Below are 17,153 nucleotides of genomic sequence, written 5' to 3' on the forward strand. Positions count from 1 at the left end.
CCGACATCCGCGCCGGGGGCCGTCTCCGTCGAGCTCCCTCGCAGGCGAGCTCGACAGCGGCTCAGCTCAGGCGGTCGACCAGCTCCGAGGCCAGCCCGGTGTAGCCGGCGGGCGTCAGCGCGAGCAGACGGGCCTTCGCGGCAGCTCCGATGTCGAGGCCGTCGACGAAGACCGCGAGGTCCTCGGCGCCGAGGCGCTTGCCGCGGGTGAGGTCCTTGAGCATCGCGTACGGGTCGGTGATCGAGGAGCGTCCCGCGACGACCTCGGCGCGGATGACGGTCTGGATCGCCTCCGCGAGCACCTCCCAGTTGATGTCGAGGTCGGCGGCGAGGGCGCGCGGGTCGAGGTCGATCTCGAGCAGACCGCGGGCGATGTTGTCGAGCGCGAGCAGCGAGTGGCCGAACGCGACGCCGATGTTGCGCTGCGTCGTCGAGTCGGTGAGGTCGCGCTGCAGCCGCGAGGTGACCAGGGTCTGCGCGAGCGAGTCGAGCAGTGCGCTGGAGAGCTCGAGGTTCGCCTCGGCGTTCTCGAACCGGATCGGGTTGATCTTGTGCGGCATCGTCGACGAGCCGGTCGCGCCGGCCTGCGGGATCTGCCGGAAGTAGCCGAGCGAGATGTAGGTCCAGACGTCGGTGCAGATGTTGTGCAGGATCCGGTTCGCGTGCGCGGCCTTGCCGTAGAGCTCGGCCTGCCAGTCGTGCGACTCGATCTGGGTGGTCAGCGGGTTGAAGACGAGGCCGAGGGAGCCGACGAACTCCGCCGCGAGGGCCGCCCAGTCGGTGTCCGGATCCGCCGCGAGGTGCGCCGCGAAGGTGCCGGTCGCTCCGCTGAACTTGCCGAGGTACTCGGTGGCCTCGAGCTGCACGACGACCCGCTCGAGGCGGAAGGCGTAGACGGCGAACTCCTTGCCCATCGTGGTGGGCGTCGCGGGCTGGCCGTGGGTGCGGCTGAGCATCGACTCGTCGCGGTAGCGCACGGCGAGCTCGCGCAGGGAGGCGACGACCGAGCGCAGCTTCGGCAGCCAGACGTCCTCGACGGCCCGGCGGACGACGAGCGCGTAGGAGAGGTTGTTGATGTCCTCGCTGGTCGCGGCGAAGTGGGTGAGCTCGGCGATGCGGTCCAGACCCAGCTCGGCCAGCCACTGGCGCACCAGGTACTCGACCGCCTTCACGTCGTGGCGGGTGACGGCCTCGAGCTCGGCCAGGCGGTCGATCTCGGGCTGGCCGAAGTCGCGGGCGCGACGGCGGAGCTCCTCGGCGGCGGCGGCGTCGACCGGCTCGGAGCCGAAGAGGCGGCGGTCGGTGAGGGCGAGCAGCCACTCCACCTCCACGTAGACGCGCGCTCGGTTCAGCCCGGCCTCCGACAGGTGCTCGCCGAGGGCGGAGACGGCGGCGCTGTAGCGGCCGTCGAGCGGGCTGAGCGGCTGGGGAGGGAGCGAGGTCATGCGGTGGTGCCTTCCGGTTCTCGGGGGTCCCGCGCGGTCTGGAGGCTCGATCGCGGGTCGGTGCGGACCGTGCGGTTGCCGCGCAGTCCCGGTTCGATCTGGGCGAAGAGCGCCCGGCACGCGCGCTCGATCAGCGCGAGCACCGAGTCGAACGCCGCCGCATCGGAATAGTAGGGGTCGGGGACGTCGCCCTGCGCCGAGAGGCCCGGCTCGAAGGCGAGCAGGCGCCGGATCTTCTGCCGGTCGACGTCGGTGCGCGCCCAGGAGCGCAGCGCCCGCTCGTGGCCGTGATCGAGGGCGACGACGAGGTCGAACTCCTCGAAGAGCGCGGGGTCGAAGAGCCGCGCGCGGTGCGGGGCGCCGTCGAGTCCGCGGCGATCGAGCGCCTCGAGGGCGCGGTGGTCGGCGTGCTCGCCGAGGTGCCACTCGCCGGTGCCGGCGGAGGTGATCGTGATGACCGAGCCGAGCCCGGCCTGCTCGGCGAGGGAGCGCAGCACCACCTCCGCCATCGGCGACCGGCAGATGTTGCCGGTGCAGACGAAGCACACGGCGAACGCCGACGGCGCGGAAGAGGGGGTCACCCGCCCATCATGGCGCACCGGCGGTCCTCCACAGAGGGCGGATTCTCGACCTCTCCACCGTTCGGGGGAGCGCCCGCCCGCGGCCGACCGCGGTGCCCGAGGCTGGCCGCGGGCATCGAGAGAAGGGAGGTGGCGGATGGGCGTCGAGGCGGTTGCAGGGGGAGCGACGGGTGCGGCGGCGCCGTGGCCGAGCGCGGCGGTGGCGGCGCTCGCCGAGCGGATCGGGGTGCTGCGCGGGGAGGCGGGCGGACTCCTGCCCGACGCCGACTGGGAGGGGTCGGCGGCGCGGGAGTACGCCGAGCGGGCGGCCGAGCTGCTGGCCGGGCTCGCGACGGCGGAGGCGGCGGCGCGCGGGCTGGCAGTGGGGGCGGGCGGATGAGGGCGCCGTCCCCGGTGCGGGTGGAGACGGCCGAGCTCGACGAGCGCCGGCGGGTGCTCGAGGAGCTCGCTGCGGGGCTGGCCGAGTGCGCGGTGCTCGGCGACGGGCTCGTCCCCGCGGTGCAGCTCGCGGCGCCGGCCCGGGCGGGCGAGTCGGCGGCGCTCGGCGATCGGCTCCGCCTGCTCGAGGCCGAGGCTGTGGCGCTCCGGGAGGCGCTCGCCGCGGCGGCTGCGGGATACGAACGGGCGGAGGAGGACGCGGCACCGGGGATGCCGGGGATCCTCGGGCCGCAGACCGCCGTCGCGCTCTTCGAGCGGCGTGCGGGCGAGTCCCTCGCGCGGCGGCTCCCCGGTGCCGTCGAGGACGCGGCGGTGCTGGTCCGGGCGGTCGCCGACGCCGCGTTCGGGTCGGTCTCGGCGGCGGTGCGGGCCCTCGCGGGGGACGAGGGCGCCGAGGCCGACCTGGCGGAGGAGGGGGAGGACCTCGTCCGGGCGCTGCTGGGCGACCCGCTCCTGATCGAGGGCCTGCGCGGGGTGATCTCCGCGATCGGCCTCGGCACCGAGATCGGGGTGCTGCTGCTCCCGCCGCCGCTGGCCGACGCGGTGGGGCGACCGACGTCCGAGCAGGTGATCGGGAACGGGGTGCAGTCGGCGGCGGGGGTGCTCGTCATCCTGGGGACGGTGTTCGGCGTGCTGCCGGCGCCGGGCGAGCGGGAGCTGCGGGTCGAGCGGGTGGCGCCGCCGGTCGACCCGCTCGCCGCACCGGCGGGCTGGGGGGAGCTCGCGGCGCGGATCCCGCCGAGCGACCCCGACGGTCCGCAGGTGGTGATCGAGCGTTACGGCGGGGAGTGGCTCGTCACGCTCTCCGGCACCACCGACTGGAGCGCTGACCCGGAGCAGGCGCTCGGGGCTCCGTCGAACCTGCAGGCGATGGCGGGCAGGCGCGCCGCCTCCGTCGAGGGAGCGCTCGCGGCGATGGCGGCGGCGGGGATCCCCGCCGGGGCTCCCGTCACGATCGCCGCGCACTCGCAGGGCGGGCTGGTCGCCCTGCGAGTGGCGCAGTCGGGGCGCTACGACGTGCACGACGTCGTCACCTTCGGCAGTCCGGTGCGCGGGCTGGATCTGCCGGAGGGGACGCGCTCGCTCTCGATCGAGCACTCCGACGACCTGGTGCCGGCGCTCGGCGGCTTCGGCCGGACGGCGGCGGAGGAGCCGGGGGTGGTGCTGGTCGAGCGCGACTCCCCGGCGGGGATCGTGCGCGACACCCCGGTGCCCGCGCACGCGCTGGACGCCTACGTCGCGACCGGGCGCGCCCTCGATGCGGCGGCCGACCCCCGGCTCGCGGCGACCGGGGCCGCGCTGTTCTCGCTCTGGCGGGGAGCGCCGGACTCGCGCGTCGCCGCCCGGCTGACGACCGTGCCGGTCAGTCCCGGCGGCGGTCGCGAGCGAAGGGGCGCAGGAGCAGCCCGATGAACCAGTTGACGATCGCGAGCACGAGGGCGCCGAGGACGCCCCACCAGAAGCCGTCCACGACCAGGCCGAAGCCGAAGAGGCCGCTGATCCAGGCCGTCAGCAGCAGGAGCAGGCCGTTCACCAGGAAGGAGACGAGACCGAGCGTCAGCACGTACAGCGGGAAGGCCACGACGCGGACCACCCTGCCGACCACGGAGTTGACGACGCCGAAGATCACTGCGACGAGGAGGTACGTGAGCACCGCGGCGGTCGGCCCCTGCTCGTACGGATCGACGCGGACACCCGCGACGACGAGCGTGGTCAGCCAGAGGGCGACGGCGTTGGTGGCGAGGCCGAGGAGGAGTCTGCGCATGCCTCCACTCTGGCGCAGCCCGCCGCCACCCGGGCGCACCCTCGGCGCGGGAGGGTGCCTCGCGCGGCTCGCCCGGCCGCCGCCCGAATAGCATGGTCCGGGTGACCGACCAGCAGGAGCCACCCGTCCGCCTCCGCCCCGAGATCCTCGCTCTGCCGGCCTACCGCCAGGGCCGCGCCGCCTCCGCGGACGCGTTCAAGCTCTCCTCCAACGAGAACCCGTTCGATCCGCTGCCCTCGGTGCTCGAGCGGGTGCAGGCGATCACCGACTTCAACCGCTACCCGGACGCCGCGGCCACGGCGCTCCGGACGGCGCTCGCCGAGAGCTACGGCGTGGGGATCGACGAAGTCGTCGTCGGAGCGGGGTCCGTCGCCGTCATCGCCCAGCTGATCACCGCCGCCGCGGGACCGGGCGACGAGGTCGTGCACGCCTGGCGCTCCTTCGAGGCCTACCCCTCCCTCATCACGACCGCCGGCGCCACCGGCGTGCGCATCCCCCTGCGCGCCGACGACACGCACGACCTCGACGCGATGGCGCAGGCGATCACCGAGCGCACCCGCCTGGTGATCGTCTGCAGCCCGAACAACCCCACCGGGACCGTCGCCACCGCGGACGACGTGGCGGCCTTCCTCGAGCAGGTGCCGGCCGACGTCCTCGTCCTGCTCGACGAGGCCTACGCCGAGTTCGTCGGCGACGAGCGCGCGGTGGACGGCGCGACCCTCCTCGGCCGCCACCCCAACCTCGTCGTCGCCCGCACCTTCTCCAAGGCCTACGGACTGGCGGGGCTGCGCGTCGGCTACGCGATCGGGCACCCGCGGATCCTCGACGCCGCCCGCTCGACCGCCATCCCCCTCTCGGTCACCCGCTTCGCGGAGACCGCGGCGGTCGCCTCGCTCGAGCACCGCGAGGAGCTGCTCGAGCGCGTCGGCCGCATCGCCCAGCTCCGCGACCACCTCTGGCAGGCGCTGCTCGACCAGGGCTGGACCATCCCGAAATCCGAGGCGAACTTCCTCTGGTTCGACACCCGCGAGCAGACGGAGGCGGCCGCGGCGGTCTTCGAGCGGGCCGGCGTGGTCGTCCGCGCCTTCCCGCCCGAGGGCATCCGGGTGTCGGTGGGCGAGGCGAGTTCTGTCGACAAGCTCCTCACGGCGGCGGCGGAGATTGTCGGGACCCTCCCGAAGGGGCATCCCGCGAGGCGGATAGGTTAGTCGGGTGGCAGCCACCAGCGAGACGCCGACGGTCCAGTTCCTCACCGCGGACGGCCGGTTCGCGCCGACCCCCGCGGCCGAGCAGTACGCCCCCCTTCTCGACGGGATCGACGAGGCGCAGCACCGCTCCTTCTACCGCGAGATGGCGGTCGTCCGCCGGTTCGACATCGAGGCGGCGAACCTGCAGCGGCAGGGTCAGCTCGGACTCTGGGTGCCGAGCCACGGGCAGGAGGCGGCGCAGGTCGGCTCCGCGTTCGCGCTGCGCCCGCAGGACCACGTCTTCCCCTCCTACCGCGAGCACGTCGTCGCCAAGGTCCGCGGCGTCGACCTGCTCCGCGTCCTCGCGCTGCTGCGCGGCGTGACGCACGGCGGCTGGGACCCGGCCGACCCCGCGCACGGCAACTTCCACCTCTACACGCTGGTCCTCGGCTCGCAGGCGCTGCACGCGACCGGCTACGCGATGGGCCTCACCTTCGACGGCGCGACCGGCACGGGCGACCCCGAGAAGGACGCGGCGGTCATCGTCTACTTCGGCGACGGCGCCTCCAGCCAGGGCGACGTCAGCGAGGCCATGGTCTTCGCCGCGAGCTACCAGACGCCCGAGGTGTTCTTCCTGCAGAACAACCACTACGCGATCTCGGTCCCCGTCGCCACGCAGTCGCGCAGCCCGCTCTACCTCCGCTCCTCCGGCTTCGGCATCCCGGGCGTGCAGATCGACGGCAACGACGTGCTCGCCAGCTACGCCGTCACCGCGAAGCACCTCGCCGACGCCCGCTCCGGCGGCGGCCCCCAGTTCATCGAGGCACTCACCTATCGCATCGGCGCGCACACCTCGAGTGACGACCCCACGAAGTACCGGACCGACGACGAGCTCGCCTCGTGGGTCGCGAAGGACCCGATCACCCGCTTCGCCGCGTACCTGCGCGGACTCGGCGCCCCGCAGTCGTTCTTCGACGAGGTGGACGAGGAGGCGAAGGACTTCGCCGCCGACATCCGGCAGCGCCTGCTCGCGCTCGAGGCGCCGCCCGTCGACGTGATGTTCGACCACGTGTACTCGGAGCCGCACCAGCAGGTGGCGGAGCAGAAGGCGTGGCTCCAGGGCTACGAGGACGCGCTGGGAGGCGACCCGCGATGACGATCGACACGAGCACCACCGTCCAGCCGCCGCTGAGCGACACGCAGCTGGAGTCCATGTCGATGGCGAAGGCGCTGAACGCCGGGCTCCGCCGCGCCATGACCGAGAACGACCGCGTCCTGCTGATGGGCGAGGACATCGGCCCTCTCGGCGGCGTCTTCCGCATCACCGAGGGCCTGCACGCCGAGTTCGGGCCGCAGCGCGTGCTCGACACCCCGCTCGCCGAGTCCGGCATCGTCGGCACCGCGATCGGCCTCGCGATGCGCGGCTTCCGCCCGGTCTGCGAGATCCAGTTCGACGGCTTCATCTACCCGGCCTTCGACCAGATCACCTCGCAGCTCGCGAAGATGACCAACCGGCACGAGGGCACGCTCACGATGCCCGTCGTCATCCGCGTGCCCTACGGCGGGCACATCGGAGCGGTCGAGCACCACCAGGAGAGCAACGAGGCGTACTTCGCGCACACCCCGGGTCTGCGCGCGGTCAGCCCGTCGACCCCGAACGACGCCTACTGGATGATCCAGGAGGCCATCGCCTCGGACGACCCGGTGATGTTCTTCGAGCCCAAGAGCCGCTACTGGCCCAAGGGCGACGTCGACCTCCGCGCCTCCGCCGCCCCGCTGCACGCGACCCGCGTCGTGCGCCAGGGCGACGAGGTCACCGTCGTGGGCTGGGGGCCGATGGTCTCCGTGCTGCTCCAGGCCGCCGAGCTCGCCGGTGAGGAGGGGACCAGCGTCGAGGTCGTCGACCTGCGCTCGATCTCGCCGATCGACTGGGAGCCGCTGCTCGCCTCGGTCCGCAAGACCGGCCGGCTCGTGGTCGCCCAGGAGGCGTCCGCGAACGTGAGCCTCGGCTCCGAGATCGCCGCGACCGTCACCGAGAAGGCGTTCTACTCGCTCGAGGCGCCGGTGCTCCGCGTCGCGGGCTTCGACACGCCCTTCCCGCCCGCCAAGGTCGAGAAGCTCTTCCTCCCCGACGTCGACCGCGTCCTCGAGGCCGTCGACCGCTCGCTCGCGTACTGACGCACCGGACGACGCCCCCGCGTTCCGACGCGCCCCCCTTTTTCCTCATGCAGAACCGGCACAGCCAGGAGTCCCGACGATGACAGAGCACTTCCTCCTCCCCGACGTCGGCGAGGGCCTCACCGAGGCCGAGATCGTCTCCTGGCGGGTCAAGGTCGGCGACGAGGTGAGCGTCAACCAGGTCCTCGTCGAGATCGAGACCGCCAAGTCGCTCGTCGAGCTGCCCTCGCCGTTCAGCGGCACCGTGGTCGACGTGCTCGTCGACGAGGGCCAGACGGTCGACGTCGGCACGCCGATCATCACCGTGCAGGGCGCGGGCTCGGTCGGCTCCGAGATCCCGGCGATGCCCGCGCAGGCCGCGCCGCCCGCCGCCCCGCCCGCCCCCTCGACCACCGAGCCCGGCGAGGGCTCCGGCGCCGCGCTGGTCGGCTACGGCACCGCCGGCGGCCACGTCGCCACCCGCCGCCGCCGTCCGGCCGCGGGCGCCGCTCCGGAGAAGCCGGCCCGCCCGGCGGCGGCGCCGCGACCGACCTCGGTCCCCGCCTCCTCGGCGCTGCCCGTCATCGCGAAGCCGCCCATCCGCAAGCTCGCCAAGGACCTCGACGTCGACCTGCTCGAGGTGCAGGCCACCGGCCTCGCCGGCGAGGTCACCCGCGACGACGTCATCCGCCACGCCTCGCAGGCCAGCGTCTTCCGCAACATCCAGACCCCCGCCTGGGGTGACTCCCGCGAGGACCGCATCCCGGTCCGCGGCGTCCGCAAGGCCATCGCCTCGGCGATGTCGCGCAGCGCCTTCACCGCGCCGCACGTCAGCGTCTTCGTGGACGTCGACGCGACCCGCACGATGGAGTTCGTCAAGCGCCTGAAGAACTCGCCCGACTTCGCCGGCGTCAAGGTCTCGCCGCTGCTGATCATGGCCAAGGCCATCATCTGGGCGGTGCGGCGGAACCCCACGGTCAACTCCGCCTGGACCGACACGGACATCCTCGTCCGCCACTACGTCAACCTCGGCATCGCCGCGGCGACCCCGCGCGGCCTGCTCGTGCCCAACGTCAAGGACGCCCAGTCGATGAGCCTCCTCGAGCTCGCCCAGGCCCTCGAGAAGCTCACCCTCGACGCCCGCGACGGCAAGACCTCCGCCGCCGACATGCAGAACGGCACCATCACCATCACCAACATCGGCGTCTTCGGCATGGACACCGGCACCCCGATCCTCAACCCCGGCGAGGTCGCGATCATCGCCCTCGGCACCATCAAGCAGAAGCCCTGGGTCGTCGACGGCGAGGTCCGCCCCCGCTTCGTCACCACCGTCGGCGGCTCCTTCGACCACCGCGTCGTCGACGGCGACGTCGTCAGCCGCTTCGTCGCCGACGTCGCGAGCGTGCTGGAGGAGCCTGCGCTGCTGCTCGATTAGAGCGGATTCCTCCTTCGTCGTCATCCGCTCCGCGGTCGGCTCGGGAGGACGGTCGCGTCCTGTGGAGCGTGTCGCGTACCAGTACGACGAATCGCTGGCACGCGATTCGGTGACCTCGGCCTTGCACCGGGAGTGGCGGGCTCGGACTGGTGGGCTCCGCTTCGCGGTCGCGGCTCTCGCGGAGAGGCCCACCCATGCCGGTCGAGTAGCCGCGCAGCGGCCCTTCCATGCTGGTCGAGTAGCCGCGCAGCGGCGTATCGAGCGGCGAAGCCGCTTCGCGTCTCGGTGGTCAGGGAAAGGACGCGGCTGCGCCGCGTCATGCTGGTCGAGTAGCCCCGCAGGGGCGTATCGAGACCCACCGTCACCAGCAGGACGGGTCTGCAGACTCAGCGTCCTGACGGTGGGGGATCTCGATACGCCCGCTGCGCGGGCTACTCGATCAGCATCAGCATCAGCGCGGGGTCGGGTCGAAGGAGTGCAGGGACAGGGCTGCGGACAGGAGGGTGCTCGCGGCGGCGCCGCGGACGCTGGTGCCCTGGGAGTCGAGGGGCGGGCTGACGACGGCGGCACCGAGGCGGCCGGGGGCGGAGAGGACGATCGCGCCGGAGACGCTCGACTTGGCGGGGACGCCGACGGCGCGCATCCAGCGGCCGGAGCCGTCGTAGACGCCGCAGGTCGCCATCACCGAGACGACGTCGCGGGCGACCTCCGCCGGCACGACGCGCTCGCCGGTCAGGGGATTCACGCCGCCGAGGGCGAGGGTCGCGCCCATCACCGCGAGGGCCTCCGCGTCGACGAGGACGGCGCAGGCGCGGGCGTAGGCGGCGACGGCGTCGTCCGCACTGCGCCGCAGGGTGCCCTCGGCGCGCATGAGGTGCGCGAGGGCGTGGTTGCGGTCGCCGAGCAGGTGCTCGTTCGAGGCGACGCTCTCGTCGACCTCCAGCGAGCGGCCGGCGAAGCCGGAGAGGCCGCGGAGGATGCGCTCGCCGCGGCCGTCCGCGTCGCCGCCGTCGACCAGAGCGGCGGTCAGCAGGGCGCCCGCGTTGACCATCGGGTTCGGCGGGCGGCCGGTGCCGCTCTCGAGCTTCAGGGCGTCGAAGGCCTCGCCGGTCGGCTCGATGCCGACGCGGTCGAGCGCGTCGCCGTCGGTGTCGAGCAGGGCGAGTGCGAAGAGGAACGGCTTCACCGCCGACTGGATGCTGAACGCGACGTCCGCCTGCGCGCTCGAGCGCACGGTGCCGTCCGGCAGCGCCAGCGCGATCCCGCACAGCGCTGGATCGGCCGCGGCCAGCTCGGGGATGCTGTCGTCCACCTCCCCGCCGTCCTCCTCGAGGACGCGCGCCCGCAGCTCGTCGAGGTCGAAGTCCTGGGGAGAAGTCATCCCTCCACCCTGCCACCCCCGCCTGACCCCTCCGCGAGATGCCACTTGTGAGCGCGACACGCCCTGAGAAGCGTGCACAAGTGGCATCTCGCGGAGGGGGAGGGGGGCGGGTCAGCCGAGGATGCGGCGGACGGCCTCGCGGACGACGGCGTCGTCGGCGGGCTCCTCGTCGAGGGCGCGGTGGATGGTGAGGCCCTCCATCAGGGCGTCGAGCATGCGGGCGGTGGTCGGGTCGACGTGGCGCTCGAGGGCGGCGCGGGAGCGGGCCATCCAGCTGTGCGTGATGCTGCGGTACGACGGGCGCCGGGCGGCGAGGGTGTAGAGCTCGTGGGTGATCACGAGCTCGCGGCGGCTGCCGAAGATGTCGTGCAGGACGACGTCGACGACGGCCTCGCGCGCCTCGTCGGGGGTGCGGGCGTCGGTCATCCGCCGCAGCGTCTGCTCGGCGACGGAGTCGGCGAAGCGGGTGAACGCCTCGTGCAGCAGGTCGTCCATCCCGGCGAAGTGGTAGCTCATCGAGCCCAGCGGCACGTCGGCGGCGGCGGCGACGCGGCGGTGCGAGGTGCCGGCGACCCCCTCCTCCGCGATCACGTCGAGGCAGGCGTCGATGATGCGGTCGCGCCGGTGCGGATCGGTGCGGCGCGGCGCGCGCGGGGCGGGCTCGCTCTCAGCGGTCCCGGTCACTCCGTGACGCTCCGGATCACGCGTGCCGGATTGCCGACGGCGACGACGCCGGCCGGGATGTCGCGGGTGACCACGGCGCCCGCTCCGATCACGCTGTCGTCGCCGATGCTCACGCCGGGGCAGACGATCACCCCGCCGCCGAGCCAGACGTTGTCGCCGATCGTGATCGGCCGCGCGGCCTCGAGCTTGTCGCGGCGCGGACCGGGCTCCACCGGGTGCGTGGGGGTGAGCAGCTGGACGTTCGGGCCGATCTGGCAGTCGGCGCCGATGGTGATCGCCGCGACGTCGAGCGCGGTGAGGTGGTAGTTGACGAAGGTGCGCGAGCCGATCGTGATGTTCTCGCCGTAGTCGACGAACAGCGGCGGCTTCACGAACGCGCCCTCGCCGAGGGAGCCGAGCAGCTCGACGAGCAGCGGGCGGGCGGCGTCCTCGTCGGCGAGGGCGGCGCGGTGGTAGGCGTCGGCGAGTCGCGCAGCGCGCTGCGCGAGGCGCGTGCTCTCCGGATCGTCGGCGATGTAGAGGTCGCCGGCGAGCATCCGCTCGCGGTTGCTGCGGACGTCCCCGGCGAAGTGGTCGGCGGCAGAGTGGTCGGTGCTGTCCATGTGCACGATCGTACACACTGCGTGTACGGTCGTACGCATGTCCACCGCCCTCGCGCCGCCGTCCGCCGAGTCGCGCCGCGCCCGCACCGCCGTCGCCGCGCTCTTCCTCACCAACGGCGCGCTCTTCGCCAACCTCGTCCCGCGCTTCCCCGAGATCAAGGCCGACCTGGCGCTCGACAACGCGGCTTACGGAGTCGCGATCGCCGCGTTCCCGGCCGGCGCGGTCGTCGCCGGGCTCGCTGCGGCCGTCGTGATCCGGCGGCTCGGCAGCGGCCGCGCCGCGGTGCTCGGCACGATCCTCACCGCGATCGGGACGGTGCTGGCCGGCTTCTCGCCGTCGCTGCTGGTCTTCGCCGGTGCGCTCGCGTTCGCCGGCGCGACCGATGCGATCACCGACGTCGCGCAGAACAGTCACGGTCTGCGGGTCCAGCGCCGCTACGGGCGCTCGATCATCAACTCCTTCCACGCGATCTGGTCGATCGGCGCGGTCCTCGGCGGCTCGATGGCGGCCGGGGCGATCGCGCTCGGCCTGCCCCGCGCCGTGCACCTGAGCATCTCGGGGGTGCTCTTCGCGGCCGTCGCGCTGACCGCGCTGCGCTTCCTCCTGCGGGGCCGGGACGACGAGACGGCCGCCGAGTCGGGGGCCGCGCCGGTCGGGCGGGTTCGGATCCGCCCGCGGGTGGTGCTGCTGCTCGCGGCCCTGGTCGCGGTGGCGATCGCGGGCACCCTCGTCGAGGACGCGGCCTCGACCTGGGCCGCCGTCTACCTGGGCGGCTCGCTCGGGGCGACCGCGGCGGTGGCGGCGTACGGCTTCGTCGCGCTGGTCGGCGCGCAGTTCGTCGGCCGGATCCTCGGCGACCGGCTGGTCGACCGCTTCGGCCAGCGCACCGTGCTGCGGGTCGGCGGGGCGATCGCGGCGCTCGGGATGGGTGCGGCGCTGGCGTTCCCGTCCGTTCCCGGCACGATCGCCGGCTTCGCGGCCGCCGGCTTCGGGCTCGCGACCACCGTGCCCGCGGCGATGCACGAGGCCGACGAGATCCGGGGGCTGCGCGCGGGCACCGGAGTGACGATCGTCTCCTGGCTGATGCGGCTCGGCTTCCTGCTCTCGCCGCCGATCGTCGGTCTGGTCGCCGACGGCGCGGGGCTGCGCGTCGGGCTCCTGGTGGTGCCGATCGCGGGGGTCGTGGCGGTGCTGCTCGCGGGGGTCCTCGGTCGCCGGCGCACGACGGGAGTCGCGTCGTGACCGGGCTCGAGGCGGTGCCCGCCCCGGAGAGTGCGACCGGCCTGCAGGCGGTGCTCTGGGACATGGACGGCACGATCGTCGACTCGGAGCCCGCCTGGGTGCGGGCGCAGGAGGTGCTCGCCGGGCGCTTCGGCCGCGAGTGGACGCAAGCCGATGCGCTCGCACTGATCGGCAGCACGATGGAGCAGACGGTGCGGGCGCTGCAGGCCGCCGGGGTCGAGCTGCCGGACGCCGAGGTGGAGGCGGCGCTCGAGCGCGATGTGCTCGCGGAGATGCACCGCGGGCTGGTGTGGCGGCCGGGGGCGCGCGAGCTGCTGCGCGAGGTGCACCGTGCGGGAGTGCGGCAGGCGATCGTGACCACGTCCTCGCGCGTGATGGCGCAGGTCGTCGTCGATGCGCTGGCGGCGGAGGTGCCGCTCGCCGCGCTCGTCACCGGCGACGACGTGTCGCGCGGCAAGCCGGATCCGGAGCCGTACCTGCTGGCGGCCGCGACGCTCGGCGTGGACATCGCGCGCTGCGTCGCGATCGAGGACTCGCCGACCGGGCTCGCGGCGGCCGTGGCGTCCGGGGCGTGCGCGGTCGGGGTGCCGCACGACGCGGAGCTCGCGCCGGGCCCTGACCGCACGCTCTGGCCGACGCTCGCCGGGCGCGGCGTCGCGGACCTCGAGGCGCTGTTGCGCTGACGTGTCGGCGGTGGGGGATCTCGATACGCCCGATGCGCGGGCTACTCGATCAGCAGGGAGCGCCCGCAACCGCGTGCGCGCCCGCGCCCGTGCATGCGCGGGTCGGAGAGGGCGGGGAGTGCAGGTCGCCTCTCATGCTGGTCGAGTAGCGGGCTGCAGGCCCGCGTATCGAGACCCGGCGGCCGATGTGCCTGCGGTGGGTGGATCTCGATACGCCCGCGGTGCGGGCTACTCGATCAGCATGAAAGCAGGCGTGCCTCGCGGGAGGTGCGGCGGACCATGCTGGTCGAGGAGCGGGCCGCAGGTCCGCGTATCGAGACCCGGTGGCCGAGGTGCCGGCGGTGGGGGATCTCGATGCGCCCGCGGTGCGGGCTACTCGATCAGCATGGAGCGCCCGCGTCCTTGGAGAGCATGGAGCGCAGCTCGCCTTTCCTGCCGGCGTCGGCCGGCGCCGGGGGATCTCGATACGCCCGCGGTGCGGGCTACTCGATCAGCATGAGCCGCCCGCGTCCTTGGAGAACAGGGAGCGCAGCTCGCCTTTCATGCTGGTCGAGTAGCGGGTCGCAGGCCCGCGTATCGAGACCCACCCGGGCCGGGCGCTAGGCCGTCAGGGAGACCGCCGTCCAGGAGATCGGGGGCAGCGTCAGCGTCAGCACGCCGTCGGCCAGCTCGGCGTCGACGGGCTTCAGGACGACGCGGTTCTGGTCGTCCTTGGTGTTCTTGGCGTAGACGTCCTCGTCGAAGATCCCGACAGCCTCCGCGACGGTGGAGACGCGGAGGCCGCTGACGTCGACGGTCACGTCGAGGGCGTCGGTCGTCGAGCGGTTCACGAGGAAGACCGCGGCGCGACCGTCGTCGAGGGTGGCGACCGAGTCGACGAGCGGTGCGTCGCCGTGGCGCGCGGTGGAGTAGGACCCGACCTCGATCCGCGGCCGCAGCACCGAGCCCGACGCGAGGCGCGCGGTGGTGGAGAACGGGAAGAACGTGGTCTGCCGCCAGGCCGCTCCGCCGGGCTCGGTCATGATCGGCGCGATGACGTTGACGAGCTGCGCGAGCGACGCGGAGGTGACCCGGTCGGAGTTCTTCAGCAGCGTGATCATCAGGTTGCCGAGCACGACGGCGTCGGCGACGGAGTAGACGTCCTCGAGCAGGCGCGGCGCGTACGCCCACTCGCGGGTGCTCTGGTCGCCCGCGGCGTCCGCCTTCTCCTTCTCGTTCCACTCCTGGAGGTACCAGACGTTCCACTCGTCGAAGGAGAGCTTGATGTCCTTGGTCTTGCGGAGCTTGTGCTTGACGTGGTCGACGGTGGCCGCGACGGTCGCGATGAAGTACTCCATCTCGACGGAGGACGCGAGGAACGACCCGAGGTCGCCGTCGTACTCCTGGTAGTAGGCGTGGCAGGAGACGTACTCGACGTCGTCGTACGCGTGCTCGAGGACAACGCGCTCCCACTCGCCGAAGGTCGGCATCGACGATCCCGACGAGCCGCAGATCACGAGCTCGAGGGACGGGTCGGCGATCTTGAGGGCCTTGGCGGTGCGGGAGGCGAGCTTGCCGTAGTCGTCGGCGTTCATGTGACCGACCTGCCACGGGCCGTCCATCTCGTTCCCCAGGCACCACATCCGGATGTCGTGCGGCTCCGGCGACCCGTTCGCGATCCGCTGGTCCGCGAGGAAGGTGCCGGCCTTGCCGTTGGCGTACTCGAGGACATCGAGCGCCTCGAGGACACCGCGGGTGCCGAGGTTGACGGCGTACATGATCTCGCTGCCGGTCAGCTTCGCCCACTTCGCGAAATCGTCCAGGCCGACCTCGTTGGTCTCGAGGGAGTGCCAGGCCAGGTCGCGGCGGCGCGGACGGTCCTCGCGCGGACCGACGCCGTCCTCCCAGCGGTAGCCGGAGACGAAGTTCCCGCCCGGGTAGCGGACGGTGGTCGAGCCGAGCTCCTTGACCAGCTCGACGACGTCCAGGCGGAAGCCGTCCTCGTTCGCGGTCGGGTGCCCGGGCTCGTAGATCCCGTCGTACACGCAGCGGCCCAGGTGCTCGACGAACGAGCCGAACAGCCGCGGGTTCACGGGAGCGACGACCGCGGCCGGGTCGAGGAAGACGCGCGCGGCGGGGGAGGAGGTGGCGGAGGAGTCGGTCATTCGGGGCCCTTCCGAGGCGTCGGCGGGCTCCGGCCGGGCCGGACGGGGTGATCGTCGGCGATCGCCGCCCGCTGTTTCTAACGTTGTACCGTCGATGGTGCTGGCGCGAGCCGCGGGTGTCAAGGCCGCTGCTCCCCGCCACCGCCCAGTCGTCCTGTGCTCCACTGGGCGGGTGCCCGCCTCCGACGCCTGCTCCGCCCTCGCCGACCGCGTCGACGCCCTCGCCGCCGCCTCGCCCCGCCCCCGCGTCCTGATCGCCGCGGTCGCGCGCGAGGTCGCCGGGATCCGGCCCTGGCCGCGCGGGCTGATCGACCTCGCCTCCGGCGGCAGCAACCGGATCCGCGGCCGCGGCTTCGCGCCGCCCTACGACGACGACACCCGCGGCCAGGCCCGGCACTTCGCCGGGGTGGCCGGCGCGACGCTGCGCCTCGGCGGCCCGATCGCGCACCTCCTGATGCGCACGGCGGGCGGCGATCACCGCGGCACCGCGGACGACCGGCTCACCGGGCGCGCGGTCGAGTGGAGCCGGCTGCTGCGGCGCGGCGAGCTGCCGGTCGCCGAGGCCGGCGACTGGATCCGCTGCGAGATCTGCGCCTGCTGACGCGACGCGGCGACCTCGCGCCGCGTGAGCCCTCCCCGTTGCTCCCCGCAATCCCCGTCCCTCCTCCGATCGCCGAGCACCCGGGGCCGTCGGCGCCCCGTGCCAGGCTGGTGACGACGAGAGGGGACGCGATGGACGCGCGCGAGCACGAGGTCCGCCGGCGGATGGACGCCCACGAGCTGTACGTCGACGCCGGGGAGGGCCTCGAGGCGCTCGAGGAGGAGCGGATCCGCGGCAAGGAGCTCGCCCACGCCTACAACGCGACCGGCCCCCGCGAGGTCGACGAGCGCCGGCGCCTGCTGCACGAGCTGTTCGAGGCGGTCGGCGAGGGCGCCTGGGTCGAGCCGCCGCTGCACGTCGCCTACGGCAACCGGGTCCGCCTAGGCGCGGACGTCTACGTGAACTTCGGGCTGACGCTGGTCGACGACGTCGAGGTCGTCATCGGCGACCGGGTGATGATCGCGCCGAACGTCACGATCAGCACGACCGGGCACCCCGTGCACCCGGAGCTGCGCCGCGACGGCACGCAGTTCTCGGCGCCGGTCGTGATCGAGGACGACGCCTGGATCGGCGCGGGCGCGATCCTGCTGCCCGGCGTGGTCATCGGCGCGGGCTCCGTGGTGGCGGCGGGCGCGGTCGTCACGGCGAGCGTGCCGCCGCTGGTGGTCGCGGGCGGCGTGCCGGCGCGGGTGCTGCGGCCGATCGGCGACAAGGACCGCTCCTGGGAGTGGCGGGCGCCGCGCACGCTCGGTTGATCCCGGGACGCGGGCCGGCAGACGGGGGCGTCGGACCCGGCCGGTAGGCTCCG

The 17,153-nt window shown here is 73.5% G+C and carries 17 protein-coding genes; 10 read left to right on the forward strand and 7 right to left on the reverse strand.

Annotation, left to right across the window (positions count from 1 at the left end):
* Nucleotides 1–61: 61 nt before the first annotated feature.
* Both purB and C1I64_RS18675 read right to left on the reverse strand, forming a co-directional pair.
* Entirely contained in the window at nt 62–1,444 is a 1,383-nt protein-coding gene (gene purB / locus C1I64_RS18670) for an adenylosuccinate lyase (protein ID WP_127888252.1), read from the reverse strand.
* The gene (locus C1I64_RS18675; RefSeq protein WP_243581095.1) at nt 1,441–2,025 is read right to left on the reverse strand and encodes a low molecular weight protein-tyrosine-phosphatase; all 585 of its coding nucleotides are present in this window, start codon (nt 2,023–2,025) and stop codon (nt 1,441–1,443) included. The genes purB and C1I64_RS18675 overlap by 4 nt, the downstream gene beginning before the upstream one ends.
* A gap of 136 nt (nt 2,026–2,161) precedes the next feature.
* Between C1I64_RS18675 and C1I64_RS18680 the strand changes: the two genes are divergently transcribed.
* A complete protein-coding gene (locus tag C1I64_RS18680; protein WP_127888253.1) occupies nt 2,162–2,404 on the forward strand; it encodes a hypothetical protein in 243 nt (80 codons plus the stop codon).
* The gene (locus C1I64_RS18685) at nt 2,401–3,876 is read left to right on the forward strand and encodes an alpha/beta hydrolase family protein (RefSeq protein WP_127888254.1); all 1,476 of its coding nucleotides are present in this window, start codon (nt 2,401–2,403) and stop codon (nt 3,874–3,876) included. Before C1I64_RS18680 ends, C1I64_RS18685 begins: the two co-directional genes overlap by 4 nt.
* Here C1I64_RS18685 and C1I64_RS18690 read toward each other — a convergent pair.
* Nucleotides 3,827–4,228, reverse strand: coding sequence for a phage holin family protein (locus C1I64_RS18690; RefSeq protein ID WP_123444668.1), 402 nt, complete (start codon nt 4,226–4,228; stop codon nt 3,827–3,829). The genes C1I64_RS18685 and C1I64_RS18690 overlap by 50 nt on opposite strands.
* Before the next feature lie 92 nt (nt 4,229–4,320).
* Here C1I64_RS18690 and hisC point away from each other — a divergent pair, with 92 nt between their 5' ends.
* The 4 genes from hisC (at nt 4,321) to C1I64_RS18710 (ending at nt 9,007) form a co-directional block, all read left to right on the forward strand.
* Nucleotides 4,321–5,436, forward strand: a complete 1,116-nt coding sequence (gene hisC / locus C1I64_RS18695; protein WP_127888255.1) for a histidinol-phosphate transaminase — start codon at nt 4,321–4,323, stop codon at nt 5,434–5,436.
* A 4-nt stretch (nt 5,437–5,440) separates the two neighbouring features.
* A complete protein-coding gene (locus C1I64_RS18700; RefSeq protein ID WP_123734737.1) occupies nt 5,441–6,571 on the forward strand; it encodes a thiamine pyrophosphate-dependent dehydrogenase E1 component subunit alpha in 1,131 nt (376 codons plus the stop codon).
* A gap of 56 nt (nt 6,572–6,627) precedes the next feature.
* Nucleotides 6,628–7,593 carry an alpha-ketoacid dehydrogenase subunit beta gene (locus tag C1I64_RS18705; protein WP_372487859.1) on the forward strand — a complete coding sequence of 322 codons (966 nt, stop codon included), beginning with the start codon at nt 6,628–6,630 and terminating at the stop codon, nt 7,591–7,593.
* A gap of 79 nt (nt 7,594–7,672) precedes the next feature.
* A complete protein-coding gene (locus C1I64_RS18710; RefSeq protein ID WP_127888256.1) occupies nt 7,673–9,007 on the forward strand; it encodes a dihydrolipoamide acetyltransferase family protein in 1,335 nt (444 codons plus the stop codon).
* Between the two features lie 451 nt (nt 9,008–9,458).
* Here the strand turns inward: C1I64_RS18710 and glsA are convergent, their stop codons facing one another.
* From glsA to C1I64_RS18725, 3 genes are all read right to left on the reverse strand, one after another.
* Entirely contained in the window at nt 9,459–10,388 is a 930-nt protein-coding gene (gene glsA / locus C1I64_RS18715; protein ID WP_127888257.1) for a glutaminase A, read from the reverse strand.
* A gap of 111 nt (nt 10,389–10,499) precedes the next feature.
* Nucleotides 10,500–11,072, reverse strand: coding sequence for a TetR/AcrR family transcriptional regulator (locus tag C1I64_RS18720; RefSeq protein WP_127888258.1), 573 nt, complete (start codon nt 11,070–11,072; stop codon nt 10,500–10,502).
* Nucleotides 11,069–11,674: a sugar O-acetyltransferase gene (locus C1I64_RS18725; protein ID WP_127888259.1), complete on the reverse strand. Its 606-nt coding sequence runs from the start codon at nt 11,672–11,674 to the stop codon at nt 11,069–11,071. Before C1I64_RS18725 ends, C1I64_RS18720 begins: the two co-directional genes overlap by 4 nt.
* 37 nt (nt 11,675–11,711) lie before the next feature.
* On the opposite strand from C1I64_RS18725, the gene C1I64_RS18730 reads away from it, so the two are divergent.
* The gene (locus C1I64_RS18730; RefSeq protein WP_127888260.1) at nt 11,712–12,917 is read left to right on the forward strand and encodes an MFS transporter; all 1,206 of its coding nucleotides are present in this window, start codon (nt 11,712–11,714) and stop codon (nt 12,915–12,917) included.
* A complete protein-coding gene (locus C1I64_RS18735; RefSeq protein ID WP_244209532.1) occupies nt 12,914–13,600 on the forward strand; it encodes an HAD family hydrolase in 687 nt (228 codons plus the stop codon). The genes C1I64_RS18730 and C1I64_RS18735 overlap by 4 nt, the downstream gene beginning before the upstream one ends.
* Nucleotides 13,601–14,199: 599 nt before the next feature.
* Here the strand turns inward: C1I64_RS18735 and arfA are convergent.
* Nucleotides 14,200–15,744, reverse strand: coding sequence for an arabinosylfuranosidase ArfA (gene arfA / locus C1I64_RS18740; RefSeq protein ID WP_127888261.1), 1,545 nt, complete (start codon nt 15,742–15,744; stop codon nt 14,200–14,202).
* 172 nt (nt 15,745–15,916) lie between these two features.
* Here arfA and C1I64_RS18745 point away from each other — a divergent pair, with 172 nt between their 5' ends.
* Together C1I64_RS18745 and C1I64_RS18750 are read left to right on the forward strand one after the other, a co-directional pair.
* The gene (locus tag C1I64_RS18745) at nt 15,917–16,345 is read left to right on the forward strand and encodes a hypothetical protein (RefSeq protein WP_127888262.1); all 429 of its coding nucleotides are present in this window, start codon (nt 15,917–15,919) and stop codon (nt 16,343–16,345) included.
* A 131-nt stretch (nt 16,346–16,476) separates the two neighbouring features.
* Entirely contained in the window at nt 16,477–17,100 is a 624-nt protein-coding gene (locus C1I64_RS18750) for a DapH/DapD/GlmU-related protein (RefSeq protein ID WP_127888263.1), read from the forward strand.
* The last annotated feature ends 53 nt before the right edge of the window (nt 17,101–17,153 follow it).

Origin of the sequence: Rathayibacter festucae DSM 15932 (assembly GCF_004011135.1) — a bacterium.
Lineage (GTDB): Bacteria > Actinomycetota > Actinomycetes > Actinomycetales > Microbacteriaceae > Rathayibacter > Rathayibacter festucae.

Coding starts and splice junctions, on each gene's coding strand:
- purB (WP_127888252.1), bottom strand. CDS start 1,444: ATGACCTCGCTCCCTCCCCAGCCGCTCAGCCCGCTCGACGGCCGCTAC.
- C1I64_RS18680 (WP_127888253.1), top strand. CDS start 2,162: ATGGGCGTCGAGGCGGTTGCAGGGGGAGCGACGGGTGCGGCGGCGCCG.
- C1I64_RS18685 (WP_127888254.1), top strand. CDS start 2,401: ATGAGGGCGCCGTCCCCGGTGCGGGTGGAGACGGCCGAGCTCGACGAG.
- C1I64_RS18690 (WP_123444668.1), bottom strand. CDS start 4,228: ATGCGCAGACTCCTCCTCGGCCTCGCCACCAACGCCGTCGCCCTCTGG.
- hisC (WP_127888255.1), top strand. CDS start 4,321: ATGGTCCGGGTGACCGACCAGCAGGAGCCACCCGTCCGCCTCCGCCCC.
- C1I64_RS18705 (WP_372487859.1), top strand. CDS start 6,628: ATGTCGATGGCGAAGGCGCTGAACGCCGGGCTCCGCCGCGCCATGACC.
- C1I64_RS18710 (WP_127888256.1), top strand. CDS start 7,673: ATGACAGAGCACTTCCTCCTCCCCGACGTCGGCGAGGGCCTCACCGAG.
- glsA (WP_127888257.1), bottom strand. CDS start 10,388: ATGACTTCTCCCCAGGACTTCGACCTCGACGAGCTGCGGGCGCGCGTC.
- C1I64_RS18725 (WP_127888259.1), bottom strand. CDS start 11,674: ATGGACAGCACCGACCACTCTGCCGCCGACCACTTCGCCGGGGACGTC.
- C1I64_RS18730 (WP_127888260.1), top strand. CDS start 11,712: ATGTCCACCGCCCTCGCGCCGCCGTCCGCCGAGTCGCGCCGCGCCCGC.
- arfA (WP_127888261.1), bottom strand. CDS start 15,744: ATGACCGACTCCTCCGCCACCTCCTCCCCCGCCGCGCGCGTCTTCCTC.
- C1I64_RS18750 (WP_127888263.1), top strand. CDS start 16,477: ATGGACGCGCGCGAGCACGAGGTCCGCCGGCGGATGGACGCCCACGAG.